Annotated in this window: 18 protein-coding genes; 11 read left to right on the top strand and 7 right to left on the bottom strand. The window is 71.5% G+C overall.

Annotation, left to right across the window (positions count from 1 at the left end):
- Positions 1-179: 179 nt before the first annotated feature.
- Positions 180-3,452 (top strand): bifunctional lysylphosphatidylglycerol synthetase/lysine--tRNA ligase LysX, encoded by a 3,273-nt coding sequence (lysX, locus tag IEZ11_RS42570; RefSeq protein ID WP_189268439.1) that lies wholly within the window; start codon positions 180-182, stop codon positions 3,450-3,452.
- 116 nt (positions 3,453-3,568) lie between these two features.
- On the top strand, positions 3,569-4,402 hold the full coding sequence (locus IEZ11_RS42565) for a polysaccharide deacetylase family protein (protein ID WP_189268438.1): 834 nt from the start codon (positions 3,569-3,571) through the stop codon (positions 4,400-4,402).
- Between the two features lie 29 nt (positions 4,403-4,431).
- Here IEZ11_RS42565 and IEZ11_RS42560 read toward each other — a convergent pair whose 3' ends face one another.
- Positions 4,432-5,106: a class F sortase gene (locus IEZ11_RS42560; protein ID WP_189268437.1), complete on the bottom strand. Its 675-nt coding sequence runs from the start codon at positions 5,104-5,106 to the stop codon at positions 4,432-4,434.
- Positions 5,107-5,450: 344 nt separating this feature from the next.
- Positions 5,451-5,798, bottom strand: coding sequence for a hypothetical protein (locus IEZ11_RS51470; RefSeq protein WP_229713697.1), 348 nt, complete (start codon positions 5,796-5,798; stop codon positions 5,451-5,453).
- Here IEZ11_RS51470 and IEZ11_RS51465 point away from each other — a divergent pair.
- A complete protein-coding gene (locus IEZ11_RS51465) occupies positions 5,739-6,272 on the top strand; it encodes a hypothetical protein (protein ID WP_229713696.1) in 534 nt (177 codons plus the stop codon). The genes IEZ11_RS51470 and IEZ11_RS51465 overlap by 60 nt on opposite strands.
- 65 nt (positions 6,273-6,337) lie before the next feature.
- On the opposite strand, the gene IEZ11_RS42550 is transcribed toward IEZ11_RS51465, so the two are convergent.
- The 3 genes from IEZ11_RS42550 to IEZ11_RS52110 all read right to left on the bottom strand — a co-directional run bounded on the left by IEZ11_RS42550 (position 6,338) and on the right by IEZ11_RS52110 (position 8,155).
- Positions 6,338-7,024 (bottom strand): hypothetical protein, encoded by a 687-nt coding sequence (locus IEZ11_RS42550; protein ID WP_189268435.1) that lies wholly within the window; start codon positions 7,022-7,024, stop codon positions 6,338-6,340.
- Between the two features lie 206 nt (positions 7,025-7,230).
- Positions 7,231-7,995 carry a bestrophin-like domain gene (locus IEZ11_RS42545; RefSeq protein WP_229713695.1) on the bottom strand — a complete coding sequence of 255 codons (765 nt, stop codon included), beginning with the start codon at positions 7,993-7,995 and terminating at the stop codon, positions 7,231-7,233.
- A gap of 31 nt (positions 7,996-8,026) precedes the next feature.
- Positions 8,027-8,155: a hypothetical protein gene (locus IEZ11_RS52110; RefSeq protein WP_268239959.1), complete on the bottom strand. Its 129-nt coding sequence runs from the start codon at positions 8,153-8,155 to the stop codon at positions 8,027-8,029.
- A 754-nt stretch (positions 8,156-8,909) separates the two neighbouring features.
- On the opposite strand from IEZ11_RS52110, the gene IEZ11_RS42535 reads away from it, so the two are divergent.
- From IEZ11_RS42535 to IEZ11_RS42525, 3 genes are all read left to right on the top strand, one after another.
- Complete coding sequence (locus tag IEZ11_RS42535) at positions 8,910-9,878, top strand: SCO0930 family lipoprotein (RefSeq protein WP_189268433.1); 969 nt, start codon at positions 8,910-8,912, stop codon at positions 9,876-9,878.
- Between the two features lie 334 nt (positions 9,879-10,212).
- Positions 10,213-11,025: an SAM-dependent methyltransferase gene (locus IEZ11_RS42530; RefSeq protein WP_189268432.1), complete on the top strand. Its 813-nt coding sequence runs from the start codon at positions 10,213-10,215 to the stop codon at positions 11,023-11,025.
- A complete protein-coding gene (locus IEZ11_RS42525; protein ID WP_189268431.1) occupies positions 11,022-13,166 on the top strand; it encodes a putative bifunctional diguanylate cyclase/phosphodiesterase in 2,145 nt (714 codons plus the stop codon). The genes IEZ11_RS42530 and IEZ11_RS42525 overlap by 4 nt, the downstream gene beginning before the upstream one ends.
- Positions 13,167-13,273: 107 nt before the next feature.
- On the opposite strand, the gene IEZ11_RS42520 is transcribed toward IEZ11_RS42525, so the two are convergent.
- Positions 13,274-14,158: a LysR family transcriptional regulator gene (locus IEZ11_RS42520; RefSeq protein ID WP_189268430.1), complete on the bottom strand. Its 885-nt coding sequence runs from the start codon at positions 14,156-14,158 to the stop codon at positions 13,274-13,276.
- A gap of 119 nt (positions 14,159-14,277) precedes the next feature.
- On the opposite strand from IEZ11_RS42520, the gene IEZ11_RS42515 reads away from it, so the two are divergent.
- The 5 genes from IEZ11_RS42515 (at position 14,278) to IEZ11_RS42495 (ending at position 19,579) form a co-directional block, all read left to right on the top strand.
- Complete coding sequence (locus tag IEZ11_RS42515; RefSeq protein ID WP_189268442.1) at positions 14,278-14,949, top strand: succinate dehydrogenase; 672 nt, start codon at positions 14,278-14,280, stop codon at positions 14,947-14,949.
- A gap of 2 nt (positions 14,950-14,951) precedes the next feature.
- Positions 14,952-16,901, top strand: a complete 1,950-nt coding sequence (locus IEZ11_RS42510; RefSeq protein WP_189268429.1) for a fumarate reductase/succinate dehydrogenase flavoprotein subunit — start codon at positions 14,952-14,954, stop codon at positions 16,899-16,901.
- Positions 16,898-17,647 (top strand): succinate dehydrogenase/fumarate reductase iron-sulfur subunit, encoded by a 750-nt coding sequence (locus tag IEZ11_RS42505; protein WP_189268428.1) that lies wholly within the window; start codon positions 16,898-16,900, stop codon positions 17,645-17,647. The genes IEZ11_RS42510 and IEZ11_RS42505 overlap by 4 nt, the downstream gene beginning before the upstream one ends.
- A gap of 295 nt (positions 17,648-17,942) precedes the next feature.
- Positions 17,943-18,716 carry a GNAT family N-acetyltransferase gene (locus IEZ11_RS42500; protein ID WP_189268427.1) on the top strand — a complete coding sequence of 258 codons (774 nt, stop codon included), beginning with the start codon at positions 17,943-17,945 and terminating at the stop codon, positions 18,714-18,716.
- Complete coding sequence (locus IEZ11_RS42495; RefSeq protein ID WP_189268426.1) at positions 18,716-19,579, top strand: lysophospholipid acyltransferase family protein; 864 nt, start codon at positions 18,716-18,718, stop codon at positions 19,577-19,579. The genes IEZ11_RS42500 and IEZ11_RS42495 overlap by 1 nt, the downstream gene beginning before the upstream one ends.
- Here IEZ11_RS42495 and IEZ11_RS42490 read toward each other — a convergent pair.
- Complete coding sequence (locus tag IEZ11_RS42490) at positions 19,534-20,919, bottom strand: DUF3500 domain-containing protein (protein WP_189268425.1); 1,386 nt, start codon at positions 20,917-20,919, stop codon at positions 19,534-19,536. The two genes, IEZ11_RS42495 and IEZ11_RS42490, sit on opposite strands and share 46 nt — an antisense overlap.
- Positions 20,920-20,931 lie beyond the last annotated feature (12 nt).

The following is a 20,931-nucleotide window of genomic DNA, read 5'->3' as shown; positions in this document are numbered from 1 at the left end:
CAGACGCTCGACCATCAACACACAGCCAGGCTACCGGTATCGCCAAATGAGATGACCTCTAAAAGCAGGGCGTTGCGGTGAGCGCCCCTTCAGGGGCGCGGGGAACTGCGCGAGCAACCACCCACGACCCGCACCCGCTCGACGGGCGGGCCGGGCGGACGCTTCCTACAGTCGGAGACATGAGTGCCGCCGTGGAGCCCGCCACGGGCAGGGAGCCGGCGGGGACGGTACGCCCGCCCGGCGGCGGGCGGCTGACCTGGGTACCGGAGGCCTTCGGGACCTTCTTCGGCGCCCTCGCCCTGCTGTGCGCCCTGCTCTCCTTCATCGCCCCGCTGCGCGTGCTGCTGCACCCGGTCGTGCACTTCGTCGACGCCGTCGTGGTGCCCGTCAGCCCCAACCTGGCCTACGCGGTCTTCCTGTTCCTGCTCGGCGGCGCCACCGCCGCCCGCAAGAAAGTCGCCTGGTGGCTGGTGGTGATCTACCTCGGCCTGCTGGTGCTCACCGACGTCCTGACCGTCGCCTTCGGCTTCGAGTGGTACTCGTTCAGCTCACTGGTGGTCTGCGGACTCGCCCTGGCCCTCCTGATCGTGGCCCGCCGGGAGTTCTACGCCGCCTCCCGCCGGGCCGCCGTGCGCCGGGCCCTCGGCGTCCTGCTGACCGGCCTGCTGGTGGCGATCCTGGCCGGCTGGGGCCTGGTCTCGCTCTTCCCCGGCTCGCTCCCGCACGGCCAGCACCTGGTCTGGGCGGCCGACCGGGTCTGCGGCGGCCTGGTCTCCGTCCGCAGCTACGGCGGCCGCCCGCCCCGCTTCGTCGCCTTCCTGCTCGGCCTCTTCGGCGCCCTCGCCCTGCTCAACGCCGCCGCCACCCTGTTCCGTTCGCAGCGCCTGGAAGCCGCCCTGCACGGCGACGAGGAGGCCCGCATCCGCGCCCTCCTGAAGGTCTACGGGGACCGGGACTCCCTCGGCTACTTCGCCACCCGTCGCGACAAGGCCGTCGCCTTCTCGCCCAGCGGCAAGGCCGCCGTCACCTACCGGGTCGAGGCGGGCGTCTGCCTGGCCAGCGGCGACCCCGTCGGCGACCCCGAGGCCTGGCCGCACGCCATCGCCGCCTGGCTGGACGTGGCCCGCCGGCACGCCTGGGCGCCCGCGGTGATGGGCGCCTCCGAGGACGGCGCCAGAGCCTACGTCCGCGCCGGGCTCGGCGCCCTCCAACTCGGCGACGAGGCGATCCTGCACGTCGGCGGCTTCGACCTGGGCGGCCGCGAGATGCGGGTCACCCGGCAGGCCGTCAACCGTGTCCGGCGCACCGGTGCGAACTGCCGTATCCACCGCCACGCCGACCTCACCGAGACGGAGATGGAGGAGGTCGTCGACAAGGCGGACGCCTGGCGCGACACCGAGACCGAACGCGGCTTCTCCATGGCCCTGGACCGGCTCGGCGACCCCGCCGACGGCGACTGCCTGCTCGTCGAGGCCGTCGCCGAGGACGGCCGGCTGCTCGCCCTGCTCTCCTTCGTGCCGTGGGGCGGCGACGGCGTCTCCCTCGACCTGATGCGCCGGGACCGCGCCGCCCCCAACGGCGTCATGGAGTTCATGGTCGCCGACCTGTGCGCGGCCGCCCCCAGACTCGGCGTGCGCCGCGTCTCGCTGAACTTCGCCGTCTTCCGCTCGGTCTTCGAGGAGGGCGCCCGGATCGGCGCCGGACCGGTGCTGCGGCTGTGGCGCCGGCTGCTGCTGTTCTTCTCCCGCTGGTGGCAACTGGAGGCCCTGTACCGCTCCAACGCCAAGTACCGCCCCGAGTGGTACCCGCGTTTCCTCTGCTACGGCGACGCGGGCTCCCTCGCCCGGATCGGCCTCGCCTCCGGCATCGCCGAGGGCTTCGTCTCCGTACCGTCCCTGCGCACCCTCTGGGGAAAAGGGCACCCGCGGACCGGACCGCGGCCCGTCGAGGCGCCGCCGTCCGCGCCGGTGCCCGGTGTCGAGGGAGGGGACGAGACCGGGCCCGGCGCACCGGACGCCGGCCTGCCCGACCAGTTCCGGGTCCGGCGCCGCAAGCTCGACCGGCTGCGGGCGGCGGGCGTCGACCCCTACCCGGTGGCCTCCGGTGTCCCGCCCGGCTCCCTCGCCGGGGTGCGCGACGGCGAGACGGTCACCGTCGCCGGGCGGATCATGCTGGTCCGCGACTTCGGCGGCATCGTCTTCGTGACGCTGCGCGACTGGTCCGGAGACCACCAGCTCGCCCTCACCCGCGACGGGTCGGGACCCGCTCTCGGCCGCTTCACCGCCGACACCGACATCGGCGACCAGATCACCGCCACCGGCCGGGCGGGACGCAGCGGCCAGGGCGAACCGACCGTGTTCGTCACCGACTGGCAGCTCACCGCCAAGTGCCTGCGCCCGCTGCCCGACAAGTACCGCGGCCTCGCCGACCCCGAGGCCAGGGTCCGCCGCCGCTACCTCGACCTCGCCACCAGCCCCGCCGCCCGCGACGTGGTCCGGGCCCGCTCCACCGCCGTACAGGCGCTGCGCCAGGGCCTCCTGGACCGTGGCTACCTGGAGGTCGAGACCCCGATCCTCCAGCAGATCCACGGCGGCGCCAACGCCCGCCCCTTCACCACCCACAGCAACGCCTACGACCTCGACCTCCACCTGCGCATCGCCCCCGAGCTCTACCTCAAACGGCTCTGTGTCGGCGGCCTGGAGAAGGTCTTCGAACTCGGCCGGACCTTCCGCAACGAGGGCGTCTCCCACAAGCACAACCCCGAGTTCACGATGCTGGAGGCCTACCAGGCGTACGCCGACTACGACGTGATGCTCGATCTCGCCCGCGAGCTGATCCAGGGTGCCGCGACCGCCGCCCTCGGCGCACCGGTGGCCCGCCGGGACGGACGCGAGTACGACATCTCCGGCACCTGGCCGGTCAGGACCGTGTACGGGGCGATCTCCGAGGTGCTGGGGGAGGAGATCGGCCCCGGCACCGAACTGCTGCGGCTGCACCGGCACTGCGACCGCCTCGGCGTGCCGTACACCGCCGACGACGGCCCCGGCGACGTGGTCCTGGAGATGTACGAGCGCCTGGTGGAGGAGCGGACCCAGCTGCCCACCTTCTACAAGGACTTCCCGACCGACGTCTCCCCGCTGACCCGGCAGCACCGCACCGACCCCAGGCTCGCCGAGCGCTGGGACCTGGTCGCCTTCGGGACCGAACTCGGCACCGCCTACTCGGAACTGACCGACCCCCTGGAACAGCGCCGCCGGCTCACCGCCCAGTCGCTGCTCGCCGCCGGCGGCGACCCCGAGGCGATGGAGCTCGACGAGGACTTCCTCGACGCCCTCGAATACGCGATGCCGCCCACCGGCGGGCTCGGCCTCGGCGTCGACCGGCTGGTCATGTTCCTCACCGGCCTGACCATCCGCGAGACGCTCCCCTTCCCGCTGGTCCGCCACCGCTGACGCTTTTGGGCCTTTTCTTGCCGAAACCTTCCACTGCTGGTCCGTGCGGGTGCTTTCCGGCCGCCGCACCGGTGTCGAAGTGGTGCGCCGGAGCCCCGCCGGGCGACTGATGAGTCATGCAGAAGGATCAGTTGTTCACCCGACGCCGGCTGCTGCTCGCCGGCGGTGCCGCTCTGGGAGCCGCGGGTACCGCGGGAATCGTGCTGGCGAGCAGTTCCGAGGAGGCGGCCGGCGGAGTCGCCCCGGCCGCGGGAGCGCAGGCCCGCCCGGCGCTCAAGTCCTCCTCCTTCCGGCTCCAGCCGCTCACCGGATACGGCCCGCCGCCCTCCGGGCAGGCCAAGCTGAAGGTCCGCAAGGAACCCATCACGGAGATCTCCCGGCGCGGCAGACACATGATGCTCACCTTCGACGACGGCCCCAACCCGAACTACACGCCGCACATCCTGGACACCCTCGCCAAGTACGACGTGCGGGCGATGTTCTTCCTGTGCGGGGAGTGCATCGTCGTGAACCGGGAGCTGGTCGCGCGGATGGCCGAGGAGGGGCATGTGGTGGGCAACCACACCTGGACACATCCACTGCTGACCACCCTGAACCGCCGTGAGATCCGCGACGAGATGACGAGCACCAGCGAGGCCATCGAGGACACCTACGGCGAACGCCCGCAGTGGTTCCGCGCGCCCTACGGCGCCTGGAACCGAGCGGCCTTCCAGCTCGGCGCCGAGATGGGCATGGAACCGATGGCCTGGACGGTGGACAGCACCGACTGGACCGTCCCGGGCACCCGCACCATCGTCGACACGATCGAGAACGGCGCCGCCCCCGGTGTCGTGGTCCTCTCCCACGACGCCGGGGGCGACCGCTCGCAGAGCGTCCAGGCCCTGCGCGAGTACCTGCCCTATCTGCTGGACAACGGCTACCACCTGACCGTGCCGCGCCGCCGCACCTGACCGGGGCCCGCGCCCGCCCGGTGGTGGCCTCAGCGGGCCTCGACCAGGCGGGCGAAGACCACGACGTTCCCGTCGTAGCCGTTCTGCTTCGAGAAACCGCCGCCGCAGGTGATGACCCGCAACTCCGGCGTGCCCTTGGAGCCGTAGACCCGGTCGCCCGGGAAACCGGCCTTCGCGAAGACCTCGATCCCGTAGATCTCGAACACGGCCGTCCGGCCGTCCTGGCGGTCGACCTCGATCCGGTTCCCCTTCTTCAGGGAACCGAGCCCGTAGAAGACCGCCGGTCCCTTCGTGTTGTCGACATGGCCGACGATGACGGACGTGCCCTTCTCCCCGGGCGAGACACCCCCGGTGAACCATCCGGCCAGGTTCGGGTCGTCCGGCGGCGGTGCCGCGATCCAGCCGTCCGTGTCCAGACCCACCGGCAGCACCGGAGCGTCGACCCGGATCGCCGGGATCCTGATCCGGTCCGCCGCCGCGAACGACAGCGCGGCGGGCGCCGTGGCGAAGGTGCCCGGGACCGTGGTACGGCTGTCCGGGGCGGCGGCCGAGGCCGGCTGCGGCGGACCGGCGTCGAACTCTCCCGAACCGTTCCGGATGAGTGCCAGACCGGTCAGCAGAACGAGCGCTATCACGCCCCAGGGGGCACGCTTCCGCCGCCGCTCCTCCTCTTCGGCCAGCTCGGAAAGTTCGGACGCAGACATTCGCCAGCCCCTCTCGACGCGGCCGCCTTCAGGTGCGTGTCGCACATGGGAAAAAGCTAAGTCCCCCGCGCGCGTGCGGCGACGGGGCGACGGGCGAACGGGTGGCCCGCGGGTCTTCCGGTGCGCCATCCGAGTTGCCGTTCCCAGGTTTTTTCTGACGGTCCGTGACCTGCGGCAATATCTGATTGTGCGCTTTTCTCCCGGCGTGTCCCCTCACCAGGACGGACCATTCTCGAAATGCGGGCGTGTTCAGGGCATCTGAGGGTCTTGTCGGGAGGTGCTTTCTCGCCGATCCACCGGGGACCGTTCCCGGGGCGCCTTCCGCGGAGGAAGAGATGCGAAACTCACGTGCGCTGGCGGCCGCGTGCACCGTGGTCGCCGTTCTCGGCGCCGCCGCCCCCGTGGCCGTCGCCGACGGCCTGGGCAACCCAGGCGGCCCGCCCAACACCCAGGCCCCGGTCGTCGGTGGGACGGGCGTCGCCCCCGGGACCGGTGTCGGTGGTGTCGGTGGTGTCGGCGCTGTCGGAGGTGTCGGTGGCGTAGGCGCGGTCGGTGGCGTCGGCGCCGTAGGCGGTGTCGGCGGCGTCGGGGTCGCCCCCGCTGTCGGTGGTGTCGGTGTCGTGCCCGGAGTCGTGGTTCCCGGTTTCGGCCTGGGCGGGTTCGGGGGTGACGGGCGTTTCGACAACGGCCACGGCGGACGGGGCGGGGAGGGGCGCGACGACTTCGACGGCCGCGGTGACGGGCGCTTCGACAACTTCGACGGCCGAGGCGACGGCGCGCGTGACATCGTCGCCCAGCCCCGGTCGATCGCCACCGGCCAGCGGCTCACCGTCACGGTCAACAACTGCCGCAGCGGCGTCATGACCTCCCGTGCCTTCCACACGACACCGCTGTTCCCGTTCGGCGGCGACATGGCGCGCGGTGTCGCCACCATCGAACGGAACGCCAGCCCGGGCCCCTACGACCTGACCGTCCGCTGCGACGGCCGCACCCTGCTCCGGCCGGCCGCGTTCTTCGTGCTCGGCGGGGTGCGCGGCGGACTCGGCGGCAGCATCTCCACCGGGGCCACCCCGACCGACATGGCGATCGGCGGCGGCATGGTCGGCGCGGCCGTACTGGCCGGCTGCGGGTTCTGGCTGCGTCGCCGGCACGAGAAGCGGATCTGACCCGGCGGGCCTGTGCCGTGGTCCCCCGGTGGACCGGGGCACAGGCCCGCCCGGCCGCGTCCCGGTCAGGCGCCGCCGTCCTCGTCCGCGCGCCTGCGCGAGAGCCGGTACGCCGTGCCGACCGAGCCGACGACGAGTGCCGTGCCGAGGCCCAGCTCCTGGAGGTCGAACCCGCCGATGCTGCCGCCCTCGCCTGCCTGGACACCCCGTCCGGGCGGAATGGGCTGCGGGTTGAGCGACTCACCGCTGCCGGAGCCGCTGTCCGTGCCGGCGCCGGTGCGGCCGTCGCCCTGCCCGTCCGTACCGCTGTCGGCGCGTCCGTTCCCGTCCTCGTCGCCGTGCTCGTCGGTGCGGCCGCCGGTGTGCCCGTCGCCGCCTCCGGCCGGTTTGCCGTCGGCGATGGCCAGTTCGGTCGACAAGGTGGAACCGTCGCAGTCGAACGTCACCCGGTAGGACGCCTTGGGCTTCGCGTTCCGGTCGACCGTGGCCGTCACCGAGTCCCGCTCCGACGGGATGCTGACCGTGTCGAACACCCCCGAGGTGACCCTCGCGGTGCCCCGGCAGCCGCCGCCGCGGTCCAGGTGCAGACTCACCCGGCCGCCGGCCGCCACGGTGGCGGGGGTGACCCGGAAGCCGAAGGGCGTGGCGTCCCGGCCCCCGTCGCCGCTGTCGCTCGCGAGGATGGCCGGAGCGGAGAGGGCGAGGGCACCGACACCCAGCAGTGCGGCCGAAGCAACGCGTATCGCGCGCATGGTGGTTCCTCCGGTCCCCGAGGAGCAGCATGCGGACCTGTTCCGCCAGTGCCGGGAATGCACCTCGATGATCGGAACGCTAGGAACATCCGCACACGCGCGCGAACGCTGTAGGGCGAACGGGGGGCATGCCTGAGCCGTCCGGGGGACACCGGCGGCGTGGCGCGGTGTCCCCCGGGGCGCTTTGCGGTGTTCGCTGCCCTTCGCTACCCCTTGAGGTGCGGGAAGAGGTTCAGGAACGGCTGTACCGTCGCCGTGATGCCCCGGCTGTACGGTTCGTCGAAGTCCCAGATCAGGAACAGCATGAAGGTGATGGTCGCCGTGAACAGGCCGGCGAGGACCAGCTCGCGCCGGGTGCGTTTGATCTGCAGCGCGAAGACCATGCCGATGGTGATCGCGGCTCCGGTCAGCAGCCCGATCCACACCACGGTCGGCATGGTCGCCCCGGTCGAGTCGGCCCGGGCGCTGCGCGCCTGGTCGAGAGCGGCCACCTGGTCCACCAGCGGCTGGTAGGCCTGCGCCTGGAAGTCGCTGGCGGGCTGGTAGTCGGTGACGTCCTGACGGATCTGCGCGAGCAGATCGGTACCGCGCTGCGAGAGTCGGCCGTGGTCGGCCATCTCCTTCCACTCCTTGTCGACCACCTGGGCGGCGTAGGCGTCGACGTCCGCGCGGATCCGGTCACGGACGTCGGGCGGATACACCCGCACCCGTTCGTAGATCTCGTGCAGCGCCTGCGCCTCCGCCTGCACATGGTCCTGGGCGCCGCTGCGGGCCTCCCACACCCCGGCCACCGCCAGTCCCAGGACGATGGCGTAGATGACGCCGATCCACATGGTCATGTACTCGATGACGTCCGGCGTCTCGGAGGGATCCTCGTCCTCCGCCGCCCTCTTGTCGCGGAGCAGGGTGATGACGACGACCACGGCGACGGCCGCGAGCATCCCGAGGACGAGAACAAGCCATTCCGGCAACGGAAGCCTCCAGGAATCAGTGGGTCGGCCGTCAGCGCGCGCGGAACGCGGCGACGGCGATGATCGCGGGTACGGCGATGAGCAGGACGTAGGTGACCGGCGAGGTGCGGTTCGGGGCCGCCGTGCCGGTCGACGGGACGTGGTACGGCGGGTAGGTCACCGGGGTCGGTGAGGGCCGCGGGGTGGGCTTCGGCGACGGGGTGGGGGTCAGCGTGGGCGTCGGCCTGGGCCTGGGCCTGGGCCGGGGGGCCGGTGGCGGGACGGGTGTGGGTTTCGCGGCCGGCGCCGGCCGGGGCGGCGGTGCCGGCCGCGGGGTCGGCGGGGCGGGGCGCGGCGGCTTCGGCTTCGGGCTGGGTCTGGGGGTGGGCTTCGGGGTCGGTTTCGGCGGCGGGGTGGGCGTCGGCGTCGGTGTCGGGCTGGGTGAGGGACAGGGCGGCGGGGTGGGGGCCGGACACGGCGGGGGAGTGGGCCAGGAGCCGCCGGCGACGGCCACCGCGTGGATGCCGTCGGGGCCCGTCGAGGCGGAGGCGCAGGCGTCGGCCGACGCCGTGCCGACCGGGCAGCCCATCAGGGTCCACGTCAGCGTCAGCAGGGCCAACACCCGTGGGACGGGCGCGAGTCTGGTCGCTTCGGGTGCATGCACGACGGAGATCATGGAGCGTCGGGCGCCGTCGCACGCCCGAGTACCGACTGATTGGCCCGAACGGGCGACTTGTGGCGTAAACCGGTTTGAATCACACGGCCCGGCGGATGGCTCGAAGCGTACGCCCGTGCGGGGCGGGGCCCGCGGCCACCGGGTGCCGAAAGAAATTTGTGCGCCCGTTGAACACTTCGGCCCCCGGCATCCGTACCTGGTGTCGTGCGGCGGCGCAGAGGCGCTGCGATAACCAGGCGATTATTAATGGGAGTTGACGATGAAGACCTCGTGGAGGAGCGCCTCGCTGGTGGCCACGGCCGCGGGGGTGATGGTGTTCGCGACGGCGTGCGGTCAGGACAACGTGACCACTCCGTCCTCGGCGGCCCAGAACGTCGGTGCCACGGCCCCGGCCGGCATCGGCAGCATCACCAACCCCTCCGCCTCCACCGGCGCGGGCAACGGCTACGGCGCCGACGGCAGCCAGGCCTCCAGCTCCCCGGCCACCGTCGCGCCCGCCGGCAAGCTGACCGTGGCCAGCAACCCCGACCTGGGCAAGGTGCTGACCGACGGCAGCGGCCTCACCCTCTACCGCTTCGACGCCGACACCGCCAATCCCCCCAAGTCGAACTGTGACGGCGACTGCGCCACCACCTGGCCGCCGGTCCCCGCCGACGACGCCACGGCCGGTGCGGGCATCGACAAGTCGCTGCTCGGCGAGGTCACCCGCTCCGACGGCAGCAAGCAGCTGACCGTCGGCGGCTGGCCGGTGTACCGCTACGCCAAGGACGTCAACGCCGGTGACGTCAACGGCCAGGGCGTGGGCGGCAAGTGGTTCGCGCTGGCTCCCGACGGCAAGAAGGCCACGCTGGCCGACCTGCCCGGCCTGTCGGTCCGCAAGGACGCCAAGCTCGGCGACATCATCGTCGACAAGAACGGCATGACGGTCTACCGCTTCATCAAGGACAAGGCGTGGCCCAAGGTCGTCTCGAACTGCACCGGCGACTGCCTCGTGAAGTGGCCGGCCGTCGCGGAGGTCGCCTCCAGTGACACCAAGGGCATCGTGAAGAAGGGCCTGATGGGCTTCACCCGCCCCGACAACGGCGCGAAGCAGCAGACGGTCAACTGCTGGCCCATCTACACCTTCTCCGGTGACGCCAAGGCCGGAGACACCAACGGCCAGGGTGTCGGCGGCACGTGGTACGCCGTCTCGCCCGAAGGAAAGCTGGTCGGCGCGCCGGCCAGCTAGGGATCACCTTCCCAGGTCCGACCGCCCGCCCCCTCCACACCGCACGGAGGGGGCGGGCTCTTTGGCGTCCGATTCCGGTGCTTCCCGACTCGCCCCGTCTGCAGCGCCCCGTCAGGGGCGCGGGGCTGTGTCGACATGCGGCTCCGCCGCGTGGGCGCGAGCAACCACGAATCACCCGCACCCGACGAACAAACCGAACGCGCCCCAAACCGAACACCGAATTCCCAGGCAGTGACCGGGAACGGACGGTCAATTTCCGTTTCGGCTCGCCCTGTTCGCAGGCGATCAGTAGCCTCTGCTCGAACACCGGATCGCCTCAGCCTTGGAGAGATACATGGAGCGTCCCGCCTGGGCCCCCCGGAGCATCGACATCTCGGTGCCGAGCGTTTCGCGTATCTACGACTTCTACCTGGGCGGTTCGCACAACTTCGAGGTCGACCGGGAGGCCGCCCGCAGGGCGATGGCACACCTGCCCGGCCTGCCGAAGATCATGCAGGCCAACCGTGCCGTCATGCGCCGTGCGGTGCGCTACGCGGTGGGCACCGGCATCGACCAGTTCCTGGACATCGGCTCCGGCATCCCCACCTTCGGCAACGTCCACGAGGTCGCCCAGGAGGCGCACCCCGGCGCCCGCGTGGTGTACGTCGACCACGACCCGGTCGCGGTGGCGCACAGCAACGCCGTCCTGGCGGGCAACGAGGACGCGGACGTGGTCGCGGCCGACCTCCGCAAGCCCCAGGAGATCCTGTCGAGCCCTCAGGTGGAGCGCCTCATCGACCTGAATCGGCCAGTGGCGTTGCTTCTCGTTGCCATACTTCACTTCGTGGAAGACGCGGACGACCCGTACGGGGCGGTGGCACAGCTGCGCGACGCACTCGCGCCCGGCAGCCTGCTTGTTCTCACGCATGCCTCGTACGAGGGAATCCCGTTGCCGGCCGAGCGGGCCGAGGGCGCGGTGGACGTATACAAGGACATTCGCAACCCGCTGATCATGCGCTCGCGCGACGAGATCGCGCGGTTCTTCGAGGGGTACGACATGGTGGAACCCGGACTGGTGCCGATGCCGCACTGGCGGCCGGAGTCGGCGCCGGAGGACGAGGATCCGTACGCCTTCTCCGGATTCGCCGGCGTGGGGATCGCGGCGTGACCGCGGAGCCGGGCGGCCCGGAGGACAGACTGCGCAGGTTCGCGACGATCTGGAGCCGGGCGGTGTTCCCGGTCACCTCGACGTCCCTGACCCGCCCGGAGTTCGAGGAAGAACTGCTGCCGCTGGCCCGCCGGCTCAGCGAGATCCTGCTGGCGCACGGCTTCGACGCCGACGAGGCCCGGCAGGTGGGCGCCGCGCTCATCGACGCGCACTGCACCGACCCCGAGGCGCTGACCCGCACCCTCGACTGCGTCGACGCGTACCTGGTCCTGTACTGCGGCGAGGACGGCCCCCAGGAGGAGCTGCGGATGCGGTCCTCACGGATCCAGCACGCGATGGCCGCCGGGTTCGCCCAGGCGCTGCGCGAGCGCACGCTGGCCGAGCAGGAGGCCATCGCGCAGGCCGCGTTGCGCGCCCAGGGCGTGGTCGCCCAGGCACTGCACGCCAGCGAGGCCCGCTTCCGGGCCGTCTTCGAGGGCGCGGCGATAGGAATCGGCATCGCCGACCTCGACGGCAACGTCCTCCAGGTCAACGGCGCGCTGCTGCGCATGTTCGGCGGCTCCGAGCAGACCCTGCGCAGCCGCAACGTCCTGGAGTGGGCGCACCCCGAGGACGCGCCGCAGACCTGGCGGCTCTACGAGGAGCTGGTGCGCGGCGAGCGCGAGCACTACCACGTCGAGAAGGCCTTCAACCGCTCCGACGGCACGGTCCTGTGGACCAACCTGACGGTCTCCCTGCTGCGGGACGCGGACGGCGAACCGCAGTACCAGCTGGCCCTCATGGAGGACACCACCGAGCGCCGGCTGCTCAACCTCCGGCTGCGCTACGAGGCCACCCACGACGCGCTCACCGGCCTGCCCAACCGCACGCTGTTCTTCGAGCGCCTGGAGAAGGCACTGTCGGCCGGCGAGGGCCAGCGCTTCGGCCTGTGCTACCTCGACCTGGACGGCTTCAAGACCATCAACGACAGCCTCGGCCACTCGGCCGGCGACCGGCTGCTCGTCGAGGTCGCCGACCGGCTGCAGTCCTGCGCGACCGCGCCCGGCGAGATGGTCGCCCGGCTCGGCGGCGACGAGTTCGTGGCGCTGACCACGGGCCCGGCCACCCAGCGCGAGGTCGACGACCTGGCCGACCGCATCATGAACGCACTGGTCACCCCGATCAGCATCGACGGCCGCGACCTCATGGTCCGCGGCTCCATCGGCATCGTCGAGGGTCCGGCGGGCGAGCGCACCCCGGCCGAGGTGCTGCGCAGCGCCGACATCACGATGTACCGGGCCAAGTCGGCGGGCGGCAACCGCTTCGAACTGGCCGACCCGGAGGCGGACGCCCGCGCGATCACCCGGCACGGTCTGACCACGGCGCTGCCGGCCGCCCTGGACCGGAACGAGTTCTTCATCGAGTACCAGCCGCTGGTCCACCTCGGTGACGGCAGCGTGCGCGGTGCCGAGGCCCTGGTCCGCTGGCTGCATCCGCAGCACGGCGTCCTCGGCCCCGACCGGTTCATCCCGCTCGCCGAACACACCGGTCTCATCGTCCCGTTGGGCCGCTGGGTCCTGGAGGAGTCGATCCGGCAGGCCCGGGAGTGGCGGGAACGCTACGGTGAGGACACCGTTGCCGGCCCGCTGCGGATCAACGTCAACCTCTCCCCGTGCCAGCTCAGCCATCCCGGCCTGGTCCAGGACACGGTGGACATCCTGGAGCGGACCGGAGTGGCCCCCGAGGCGCTCTGCCTGGAGGTCACCGAGTCGGCGCTCATCGGCGCCGACGACGACCTCCTCAAACCCCTGCGGCGCCTCGCCGAGATGGGCGTGGACATCGCCCTGGACGACTTCGGCACGGGGTACTCCAACCTCGCCAACCTCCGCCGCCTCCCGGTGAGCATCCTCAAACTGGACCGCTCCTTCACCCAGAGCATGCAGCAGTTCCCGGCGGACCCGGTCGACCTCAAGATCGTCGAGGGAATCGTCTCCCTGGCCCACAGCCTGGACCTGGCGGTCACGGTGGAGGGCGTGGAGACCGGCGCCCAGGCCGAGCAGCTGCGCATACTCGGCTGCGACACCGCCCAGGGCTGGTACTACGCCCGACCGGGCCCGCCGGAGAGACTCCACGACCTCGCACTGGTGGACGCGACGGGCTGACCCGCCCGCGGCACCGGCCGGTCGGTACGGCGCGGGCCCCGCGCCCCGAAAGGGGCGCGGGGAACTGCGCGACCAGCCCCCCCACACCCGCACCCGACAACGCTCCGTCACTTCTCCAGCAGCATCCGCTGCAGCTCCCGAGCGGCCCGAGGCGGCGCCACGTCACTCCGGTGCGCCAGCGCGATCGTCCGGTACAGCCCCGGCCGGGCCAACGGGGTCACCCGTAGCCCCCGCCCCGACCGGGCGGCGACCATCCGCGGCACCACGGCCACCCCCAACCCGGCCCGCACGAACCCCAGCACCGCGTCCATCTCGCCCCCCTCGACCGCGAACCCCGGCTCGAACCCGGCGGAGCGGCACGCCGCGACGGTCAGCTCCCGCAGGTCGTACCCGTGCCGGAACATCACCAGCCGCTCCCCCTCCAGATCGGCGATCCGCACCCCGCCCCGCCCTCGGCCGGGCGCCGTCGCCTCGGGCGAGGACACCACCACCAGGTCCTCCCGCAACAGCTCCACGGTGGTCAGCGCGGGCGAGCCTGGCGGCAGCGGCAGCACGATCAGCGCCAGGTCCAGCGCCCCGCGCGCCAGCTCCCGGACGAGATCATGGGACCCGCTCTCCTCGATCAGCAGCTGGATCCCCGGATAGCGGTCGTGGAAGGCCCGCAGCACGTCCGGCAGCAGCCCGGTGCACAGACTCGGCGTCGCCCCCAGCCGCACCCGGCCGCTGCGCAGCTGCACCAGTTCCTGCACCTCGTACCGGGCGGTGTCCGCGTCCGCGAGGATCCGCCGGGCGAGCGGCAGCAGCGCCTCGCCCGCGTCGGTGAGGGTGATGTTGCCCCGCGCCCGCAGGAAGAGATCCGCCCCCAGCTCCCGCTCCAGCGCCCTGATCTGCTGGGACAGCGACGGCTGGGCGACATGGACCAGCTCGGCGGCCCGGGTGAAGTGCCGGGTCTCCGCCACGGCGACGAAGTACTGAAGCTGCTGGAACTGCATGGTGACACGATAGTCGCTGCCTATCGAATCAAGCCGTAGCATGTCTTGGACCGATGGGGCTGTTCGGCCCTACCGTCCTGGACATGGCTCTGGCAACGCGGACGGACCGACGGCCGTCCATGGCACGCACGATGTGGGACAGCTCCGTCGGCAAGAAGACGGTGATGGCCGTCAGCGGCCTGATCATGCTGCTCTACCTGGTCGTGCACATGATCGGGAACCTGAAGATCTACTTCGGGGCGGGCGAGTTCAACGGCTACGCCCACTGGCTGCGCACCGTCGGTGAACCGTTCATGCACTACGAGTGGACGCTCTGGCTCGTCCGGATCGTCCTGGTCGTCGCGGTCGTCGCGCACGCCACGTCCGCCTACCAGCTCAGCCGCCGCGACATCAGGGCACGCCCGAGCAAGTACGTGCACAAGAAGCCGCGGGCCTCCTACGCCACCCGCACCATGCGCTGGGGCGGGATCATCCTCGGCCTCTTCATCGTCTGGCACGTCCTCGACCTGACCACCGGCACCGTGCACTCCGGCGGCTTCCAGCCGGGCCACCCGTACCAGAACGTCGTGGACACCTTCTCCACCTGGTACGGCGACGTCATCTACATCGTCGCGATGCTCGCGCTCGGCCTGCACGTCCGGCACGGCTTCTGGAGCGCGGCCCAGACGCTCGGCGCCGGCAGCCGCTCCCGCGACCGCGCCCTGAAGACCGTCGCCGACGTCCTCGCGCTGCTGCTCACGGCCGGCTTCATCGCCGTACCCGTGGGTGTCATGACCGGAGTGGTGAGCTGAACATGACCGACTACGTGAACTACACGACCGGCGAACCCGTCGCCGACGGCACGGCCCCCGACGGCCCGATCAACGAGCGCTGGGACAAGCGCCGTTTCGAGGCCAAGCTGGTCAACCCCGCCAACCGGCGCAAGCACACCGTGATCGTCGTCGGCACCGGGCTCGCGGGCGGTTCCGCCGGCGCCACCCTCGCCGAACAGGGCTACCACGTCGTCCAGTTCTGCTACCAGGACTCCCCGCGCCGCGCGCACTCCATCGCCGCGCAGGGCGGGATCAACGCGGCGAAGAACTACCGCAACGACGGCGACTCCGTGCACCGGCTGTTCTACGACACCGTCAAGGGCGGTGACTTCCGGGCCCGGGAGTCCAACGTGCACCGGCTCGCGCAGATCTCCGTCGAGATCATCGACCAGTGCGTGGCACAGGGCGTGCCGTTCGCACGTGAGTACGGCGGTCTGCTCGACACCCGGTCCTTCGGCGGTGTGCAGGTGTCCCGGACCTTCTACGCCCGTGGGCAGACCGGGCAGCAACTGCTGCTCGGCGCCTACCAGGCGCTGAGCCGGCAGATCGCCGCCGGGAACGTGGAGATGCACCCGCGCACCGAGATGCTCGACGTGATCGTCGTCGACGGGCGGGCGCGCGGGATCGTGGCCCGGGACCTGGTGACCGGGAAGATCGACACGTACTTCGCGGACGCCGTGGTCCTCGCCAGCGGCGGCTACGGCAACGTCTTCTACCTGTCGACGAACGCCATGAACTCCAACGCCACCGCGATCTGGCGGGCACACCGGCGCGGCGCCTGGTTCGCCAACCCGTGCTTCACCCAGATCCACCCCACCTGCATCCCGCGCACCGGCGACCACCAGTCCAAGCTCACCCTGATGAGCGAGTCGCTGCGCAACGACGGCCGGATCTGGGTGCCCAGGGCCAAGGGCGACACCCGGCCCGCCCACCAGATTCCCGAGGAGGAGCGCGACTACTACCTGGAGCGCATCTACCCGTCCTTCGGCAACCTGGTCCCGCGCGACATCGCCTCCCGCGCCGCGAAGAACGTCTGCGACGAGGGGCGGGGTGTCGGGCCCGGCGGGCAGGGCGTCTACCTCGACTTCGCCGACGCCATCCGGCGGATGGGGCACAAGGCCGTCGAGGCCAAGTACGGCAACCTCTTCGACATGTACCAGCGGATCACCGACGAGGATCCGTACCAGGTGCCGATGCGGATCTATCCCGCCGTGCACTACACGATGGGCGGGCTGTGGGTCGACTACGACCTGCAGACCACCGTCCCGGGGCTGTTCGCGGTCGGCGAGGCCAACTTCTCCGACCACGGCGCCAACCGGCTGGGCGCCTCGGCGCTGATGCAGGGCCTGGCCGACGGCTACTTCGTCCTGCCGGCCACCATCAACGACTACCTCGCACGTCACCCCCACCAGGAGGCGGTGACCCACGAACACCCCGTCGTGCAAGACGTGTTGGCGGAGACCGAGGACCGGCTGAACCTGCTGCTGTCCGTCGACGGCGACCGCACCCCCGACTCCTTCCACCGCGAACTCGGCGAACTGATGTGGGAGTTCTGCGGCATGGCCCGGACGGACGCGGGGCTGCGCAAGGCACTTGAGCGCATCCCGCAGATCCGCGAGGAGTTCTGGCGGCGGATCAAGGTGCCGGGGACCGGCGAGGAGTTCAACCAGTCCCTGGAGAAGGCCAACCGCATCGTCGACTACCTGGAACTGGCCGAGCTGATGTGCCTCGACGCGCTGCACCGCGCCGAGTCCTGCGGCGGCCACTTCCGGGAGGAGTCCCAGACGCCGGACGGCGAGGCCGCCCGCGACGACGACGAGTTCGCCTACGCGGCCGCCTGGGAGTTCACCGGTACCGGGGACGCCCCGGTACTGCACAGGGAAGACCTGGTCTTCGAGTACGTACACCCCACCCAGCGGAGCTACGCATGAAGCTCACCCTGCGCGTCTGGCGGCAGCCGAACGCCGACGCCGACGGCGCGATGTCCACCTACGAGGTGGACGGCATCTCCTCCGACATGTCCTTCCTGGAGATGCTGGACACCCTCAACGAGGAACTCATCCTGCGCGGCGAGGACCCGGTCGCCTTCGACCACGACTGCCGTGAGGGCATCTGCGGCGCGTGCTCCCTCGTGATCAACGGGGACGCGCACGGACCCGAGCGCACCACCACCTGCCAGCTGCACATGCGGTCCTTCGCGGACGGCGACACGATCGACATCGAGCCGTGGCGGGCGTCGGCCTTCCCGGTGATCAAGGACCTGGTGGTGGACCGGTCGGCGTTCGACCGGATCATCCAGGCCGGCGGGTACGTCTCCGCGCCCACCGGGTCCGCGCCGGAGGCGCATGCCACGGCGGTGCCGAAGGCCGACGCCGACTTCGCGTTCGAGCACGCGGAGTGCATCGGGTGCGGGGCGTGTGTCGCGGCCTGTCCGAACGGGGCGGCGATGCTGTTCACGTCCGCCAAGGTGAATCACCTGAACGTGCTGCCGCAGGGCGCGCCCGAGCGGGAGACGCGGGTGCTGGACATGGTGGCGCAGATGGACTCGGAGGGGTTCGGTGGCTGCACGCTGACGGGGGAGTGTGCGACGGCCTGCCCGAAGGGGATTCCGCTGGTGTCGATCACCAGTATGAACAGGGAGTGGTTGCGGGCTGCCCGGAAGGTGGGGAAGCGGTAGCGCCGTTGCGGGGTGCTGCGCCGTCGTGGCTGGTCGCGCAGTTCCCCGCGCCCCTTTCGGGGGGCGCTTCAGTGAACGTTCGCCGGAAGCCACGGCCCCGTCTCGCGTTTCCTTACGGCCGTCTGATCACGGTGGCGTTAGTCTCGGGCCTCTGTGAGTGACCGGAAACGGTCCGACCCCCGGCATTCAGCAGTCCCACATCCACGGGTCCCGCGCATGTCACGCCGAGTCCAGCCTGCCACGGAAGAAAGCAGGTGCAGATTTCCTCAGCTTCCGCTCGGCGCAGGAGACCTCCATGACCGCCATGCCCGCCTCACCCCCCGCTCTCGCCGCCCCGCCCGACGGCACCGGCTATCTGGTGCAGCTCGCCCGTGACGAGGACGACGTCCGGGCCGCACAGCGGCTGCGCCACCAGGTGTTCGCCGGAGAGATGGGCGCCCGGCTCGACGGGCCGGAGCCGGGCCTGGACGTCGATGCCTTCGACGCGTACTGCGACCACCTGCTCATCCGCGAGGCCCTCACCGGCGAGGTCGTGGGCACCTACCGGCTGCTGCCGCCGGAGCGTGCCACGGTCGCCGGCCGCCTGTACTCCGAGGGCGAGTTCGACCTGAGCCCGCTCGCCGGGATCCGCTCCGGGCTGGTCGAGGTCGGCCGCTCCTGTGTGCACCCCGCCCATCGCGACGGCGCCGTGATCGGTCTGATCTGGGCCGGCATAGCCCGGTACATGGTGGACCGCGGCCACGAGTGGCTGGCCGGCTGCTGCTCCGTCCCGCTCGCCGACGGCGGTGCCCTCGCCGCCGCCACCTGGGACCGGGTCCAGGCCAAGCACCTGGCGCCGGAGGAGTTCCGGGTACGGCCGCTGCGGCCCTGGGTGCCCGCCGGTCCGGCCCCCGAGGGACGCGCCGAACTGCCCGCCCTGCTGCGCGGCTACCTCCGCCTCGGTGCCTGGGTGTGCGGCGAGCCCGCCCACGACCCGGACTTCGGGGTCGCCGACCTGTACGTGCTGCTGTCGATGCGCCGCGTCAACGCGCGCTATCTGCGGCACTTCCTCTCGCTCGTCCCGGCCTGATGAGCGTCTGGCTGCCCAGCGCGCCCTGCACTCCGGGCGCGTGCGTGGAGCGCGCAGGGTCGCTGACCGCCCTGCCCCGGGCCGTGCTGCGGTTCGCCGCGGTGCTGGCCCTGATGCTCGTCGCCGTCACGCTGGTGCCGCTCGGCGGGTGGATACCCGCCGCATGGGTGCGGCGGTTCTCGCGGACGCTCGTCCGGGCCGCCGGGGTCCGCGTCCGGATCACCGGCAGCGCCCCGGGCACCGGAGGGGTGCTCCTGGTCGCCAACCACATCTCCTGGCTGGACATCCCGCTGCTGGCCGCCGTACGGCCGGCGCGGATGCTCGCCAAGAAGGAGATCCGTGCCTGGCCGGTGGCCGGCGCGCTGGTGGCCGGGGCCGGGGTGCTGTTCATCGACCGGGACCGGCTGCGGGCGCTGCCGGAAACGGTCGGCCGGATCGCGGGGGCGCTGCGGGAGGGGGCCGCGGTGGTCGCCTTCCCGGAGGGCAGCACCTGGTGCGGCCGGGCCCAGGGGCGCTTCCGGCGGGCCGTGTTCCAGGCCGCGCTGGACGCCGGTGCGCCCGTGCAGCCGGTGCGGCTGCGCTACCGGCTGGAAGCGGGAGCGGCCAGCACCGTGCCCGCCTATGTCGGCGAGGACACGTTGCTGGCCTCCCTGTGGCGAGTGGTGACGACCCGCGGCCTGGTGGCCGAGGTGGACGTACGGCCGCTGATCGCGGCGGGCAGCCACCCGGATCGTCGTACCCTCGCCCGCGCCGCCCAGCCGGGGACCCACGAGCCCGCCTGGACGCACGCGGCTCTGGTGAGCCCCGAGCGGGGTTCTCAGTGGTCGGTCTCCAAGTGGAGCTTGAGCAGGTCGACCCCGTAGTCGCCGCCGTTGGGCGTGCGGATGATGGTGTGGATGTGCTGCTGGGTCGGGGTGCCGTTCGGGCCGCCCATGCCGCCGCCCGGCCCGCCGGAGGGCATGCCGCCGGTGGGCTGCCCGGTCATCTGGCCGGTGGGCTGTCCCGAGGGCTGTCCGCCGCCGGAGCCGGTCTTCGTGCCGTAGGCGAGCGGGGACTGGGCGTCGTACTCGATGAGCACGACCGGGCTGTGCACCCGGTAGTAGAAGGCCGAGGTGTCCTTGGTCCTGCCCAGCCAGTAGAAGTACGTCTGGTCCAGGTGCTTCTCCACCTCGGTCATCTTCACCCCGGCATGGCCGTCGTCCATGTAGCCGACGTACACCCGGACCAGGTCGAGGAGCTTGTCCCGCTGGGCCGGGGTGAGTTCGGAGCCGGGCAGGCCCTGGTAGGCGAGCTTCAGGTTGTCGGAGCCGGCGCCCGCCTTCATGTCGGTGCCGGACTTGCTCACCTCGGCGTCGATCACCTTGGCACGCTGGGCCGAGGTCAGGGAGCGGATGAGGGCCAGACCGGCCCTGGTCTCCGGCTTGAAGAGGGTGATCTTCTCGCCCTTGTAGGTGGCCGAGGTCGGCTCGGAGCCCATGAAGGTCGGCGTCATCACGACCTGGTCGCCCAGCACGAAGTAGTTGATGGCGACATGGTGGCCCTCGTACTGGAAGCCCCAGGGCTTGCCGGTCGACGGGGTGCCCATGAAGGTGAAGAAGTAGGCGCCCTCGGTCAGGGTCTCCCGGTTGCCGCCGTTGTAGTCGCCCAGGAACTGGTTGAGCTTCATGATGTTGCGGGTCTGGGTGAGACCCTTCGCGGACAGCGCCGCACCGAGCAGCGCAAAGCCCAGCTCCCGCTTGCGGTCCGTGATGTCACCCATCCGGACGCCCTTGCGCTCGTAGCCGTCTACGTTGCTCCAGGCCAGCCACTCGTCGTCGGCCACGTCGAAGGTGCAGGACTTGCGCTCCTGCCGGCTGAGCCCGTCGAGGAACGCCTGCGCGGCCTTGACGACCTTGTCCGTGGAGACGCCGGTGGAGTGGATCGAGTACAGGTCGTCCACGACCTTGCCGTCCGTGGTGAGGCCCGTGAAGTCCTTGTACTTGACCTCGGTCTGGCCGGGGCCCATGCCGCCGGCTCCGCCGGGGCCGCCCGACGGCATGCCGCCGTCGGGAGCTCCGGAGGGCGAACTCGACCCGTTGGACGAGCCGTTGGAGCAGCCGGTCATGGTCGCCAGGGCGGCGACACCGCCGGCGAGCAGCGCCTTGTTCATGAACCAGCGGCGGCTGCGTTCGGCTTCGGGGGTGCGGGGGTGGTGTCCGTGCATGCGCCCAAGCTT

Source organism: Streptomyces fuscichromogenes (assembly GCF_014645815.1).
In the GTDB taxonomy this organism is placed as follows: Bacteria; Actinomycetota; Actinomycetes; order Streptomycetales; family Streptomycetaceae; genus Streptomyces; species Streptomyces fuscichromogenes.
The sequence above is the reverse complement of the archived record's forward strand: the minus strand, read 5'-3'. Positions and strand labels throughout refer to the sequence as shown.

What these genes read in the sequence shown, in the direction of transcription:
- IEZ11_RS42500 (WP_189268427.1), top strand. Translation starts at nt 17,943, where the DNA reads ATGACCGCCATGCCCGCCTCACCCCCCGCTCTCGCCGCCCCGCCCGAC.
- IEZ11_RS42505 (WP_189268428.1), top strand. Translation starts at nt 16,898, where the DNA reads ATGAAGCTCACCCTGCGCGTCTGGCGGCAGCCGAACGCCGACGCCGAC.
- IEZ11_RS42560 (WP_189268437.1), bottom strand. Translation starts at nt 5,106, where the DNA reads ATGTCTGCGTCCGAACTTTCCGAGCTGGCCGAAGAGGAGGAGCGGCGG.
- IEZ11_RS42565 (WP_189268438.1), top strand. Translation starts at nt 3,569, where the DNA reads ATGCAGAAGGATCAGTTGTTCACCCGACGCCGGCTGCTGCTCGCCGGC.
- IEZ11_RS42515 (WP_189268442.1), top strand. Translation starts at nt 14,278, where the DNA reads ATGGCACGCACGATGTGGGACAGCTCCGTCGGCAAGAAGACGGTGATG.
- IEZ11_RS42495 (WP_189268426.1), top strand. Translation starts at nt 18,716, where the DNA reads ATGAGCGTCTGGCTGCCCAGCGCGCCCTGCACTCCGGGCGCGTGCGTG.
- IEZ11_RS42520 (WP_189268430.1), bottom strand. Translation starts at nt 14,158, where the DNA reads ATGCAGTTCCAGCAGCTTCAGTACTTCGTCGCCGTGGCGGAGACCCGG.
- IEZ11_RS42510 (WP_189268429.1), top strand. Translation starts at nt 14,952, where the DNA reads ATGACCGACTACGTGAACTACACGACCGGCGAACCCGTCGCCGACGGC.
- lysX (WP_189268439.1), top strand. Translation starts at nt 180, where the DNA reads ATGAGTGCCGCCGTGGAGCCCGCCACGGGCAGGGAGCCGGCGGGGACG.
- IEZ11_RS42490 (WP_189268425.1), bottom strand. Translation starts at nt 20,919, where the DNA reads ATGCACGGACACCACCCCCGCACCCCCGAAGCCGAACGCAGCCGCCGC.
- IEZ11_RS42530 (WP_189268432.1), top strand. Translation starts at nt 10,213, where the DNA reads ATGGAGCGTCCCGCCTGGGCCCCCCGGAGCATCGACATCTCGGTGCCG.
- IEZ11_RS42535 (WP_189268433.1), top strand. Translation starts at nt 8,910, where the DNA reads ATGAAGACCTCGTGGAGGAGCGCCTCGCTGGTGGCCACGGCCGCGGGG.
- IEZ11_RS42550 (WP_189268435.1), bottom strand. Translation starts at nt 7,024, where the DNA reads ATGCGCGCGATACGCGTTGCTTCGGCCGCACTGCTGGGTGTCGGTGCC.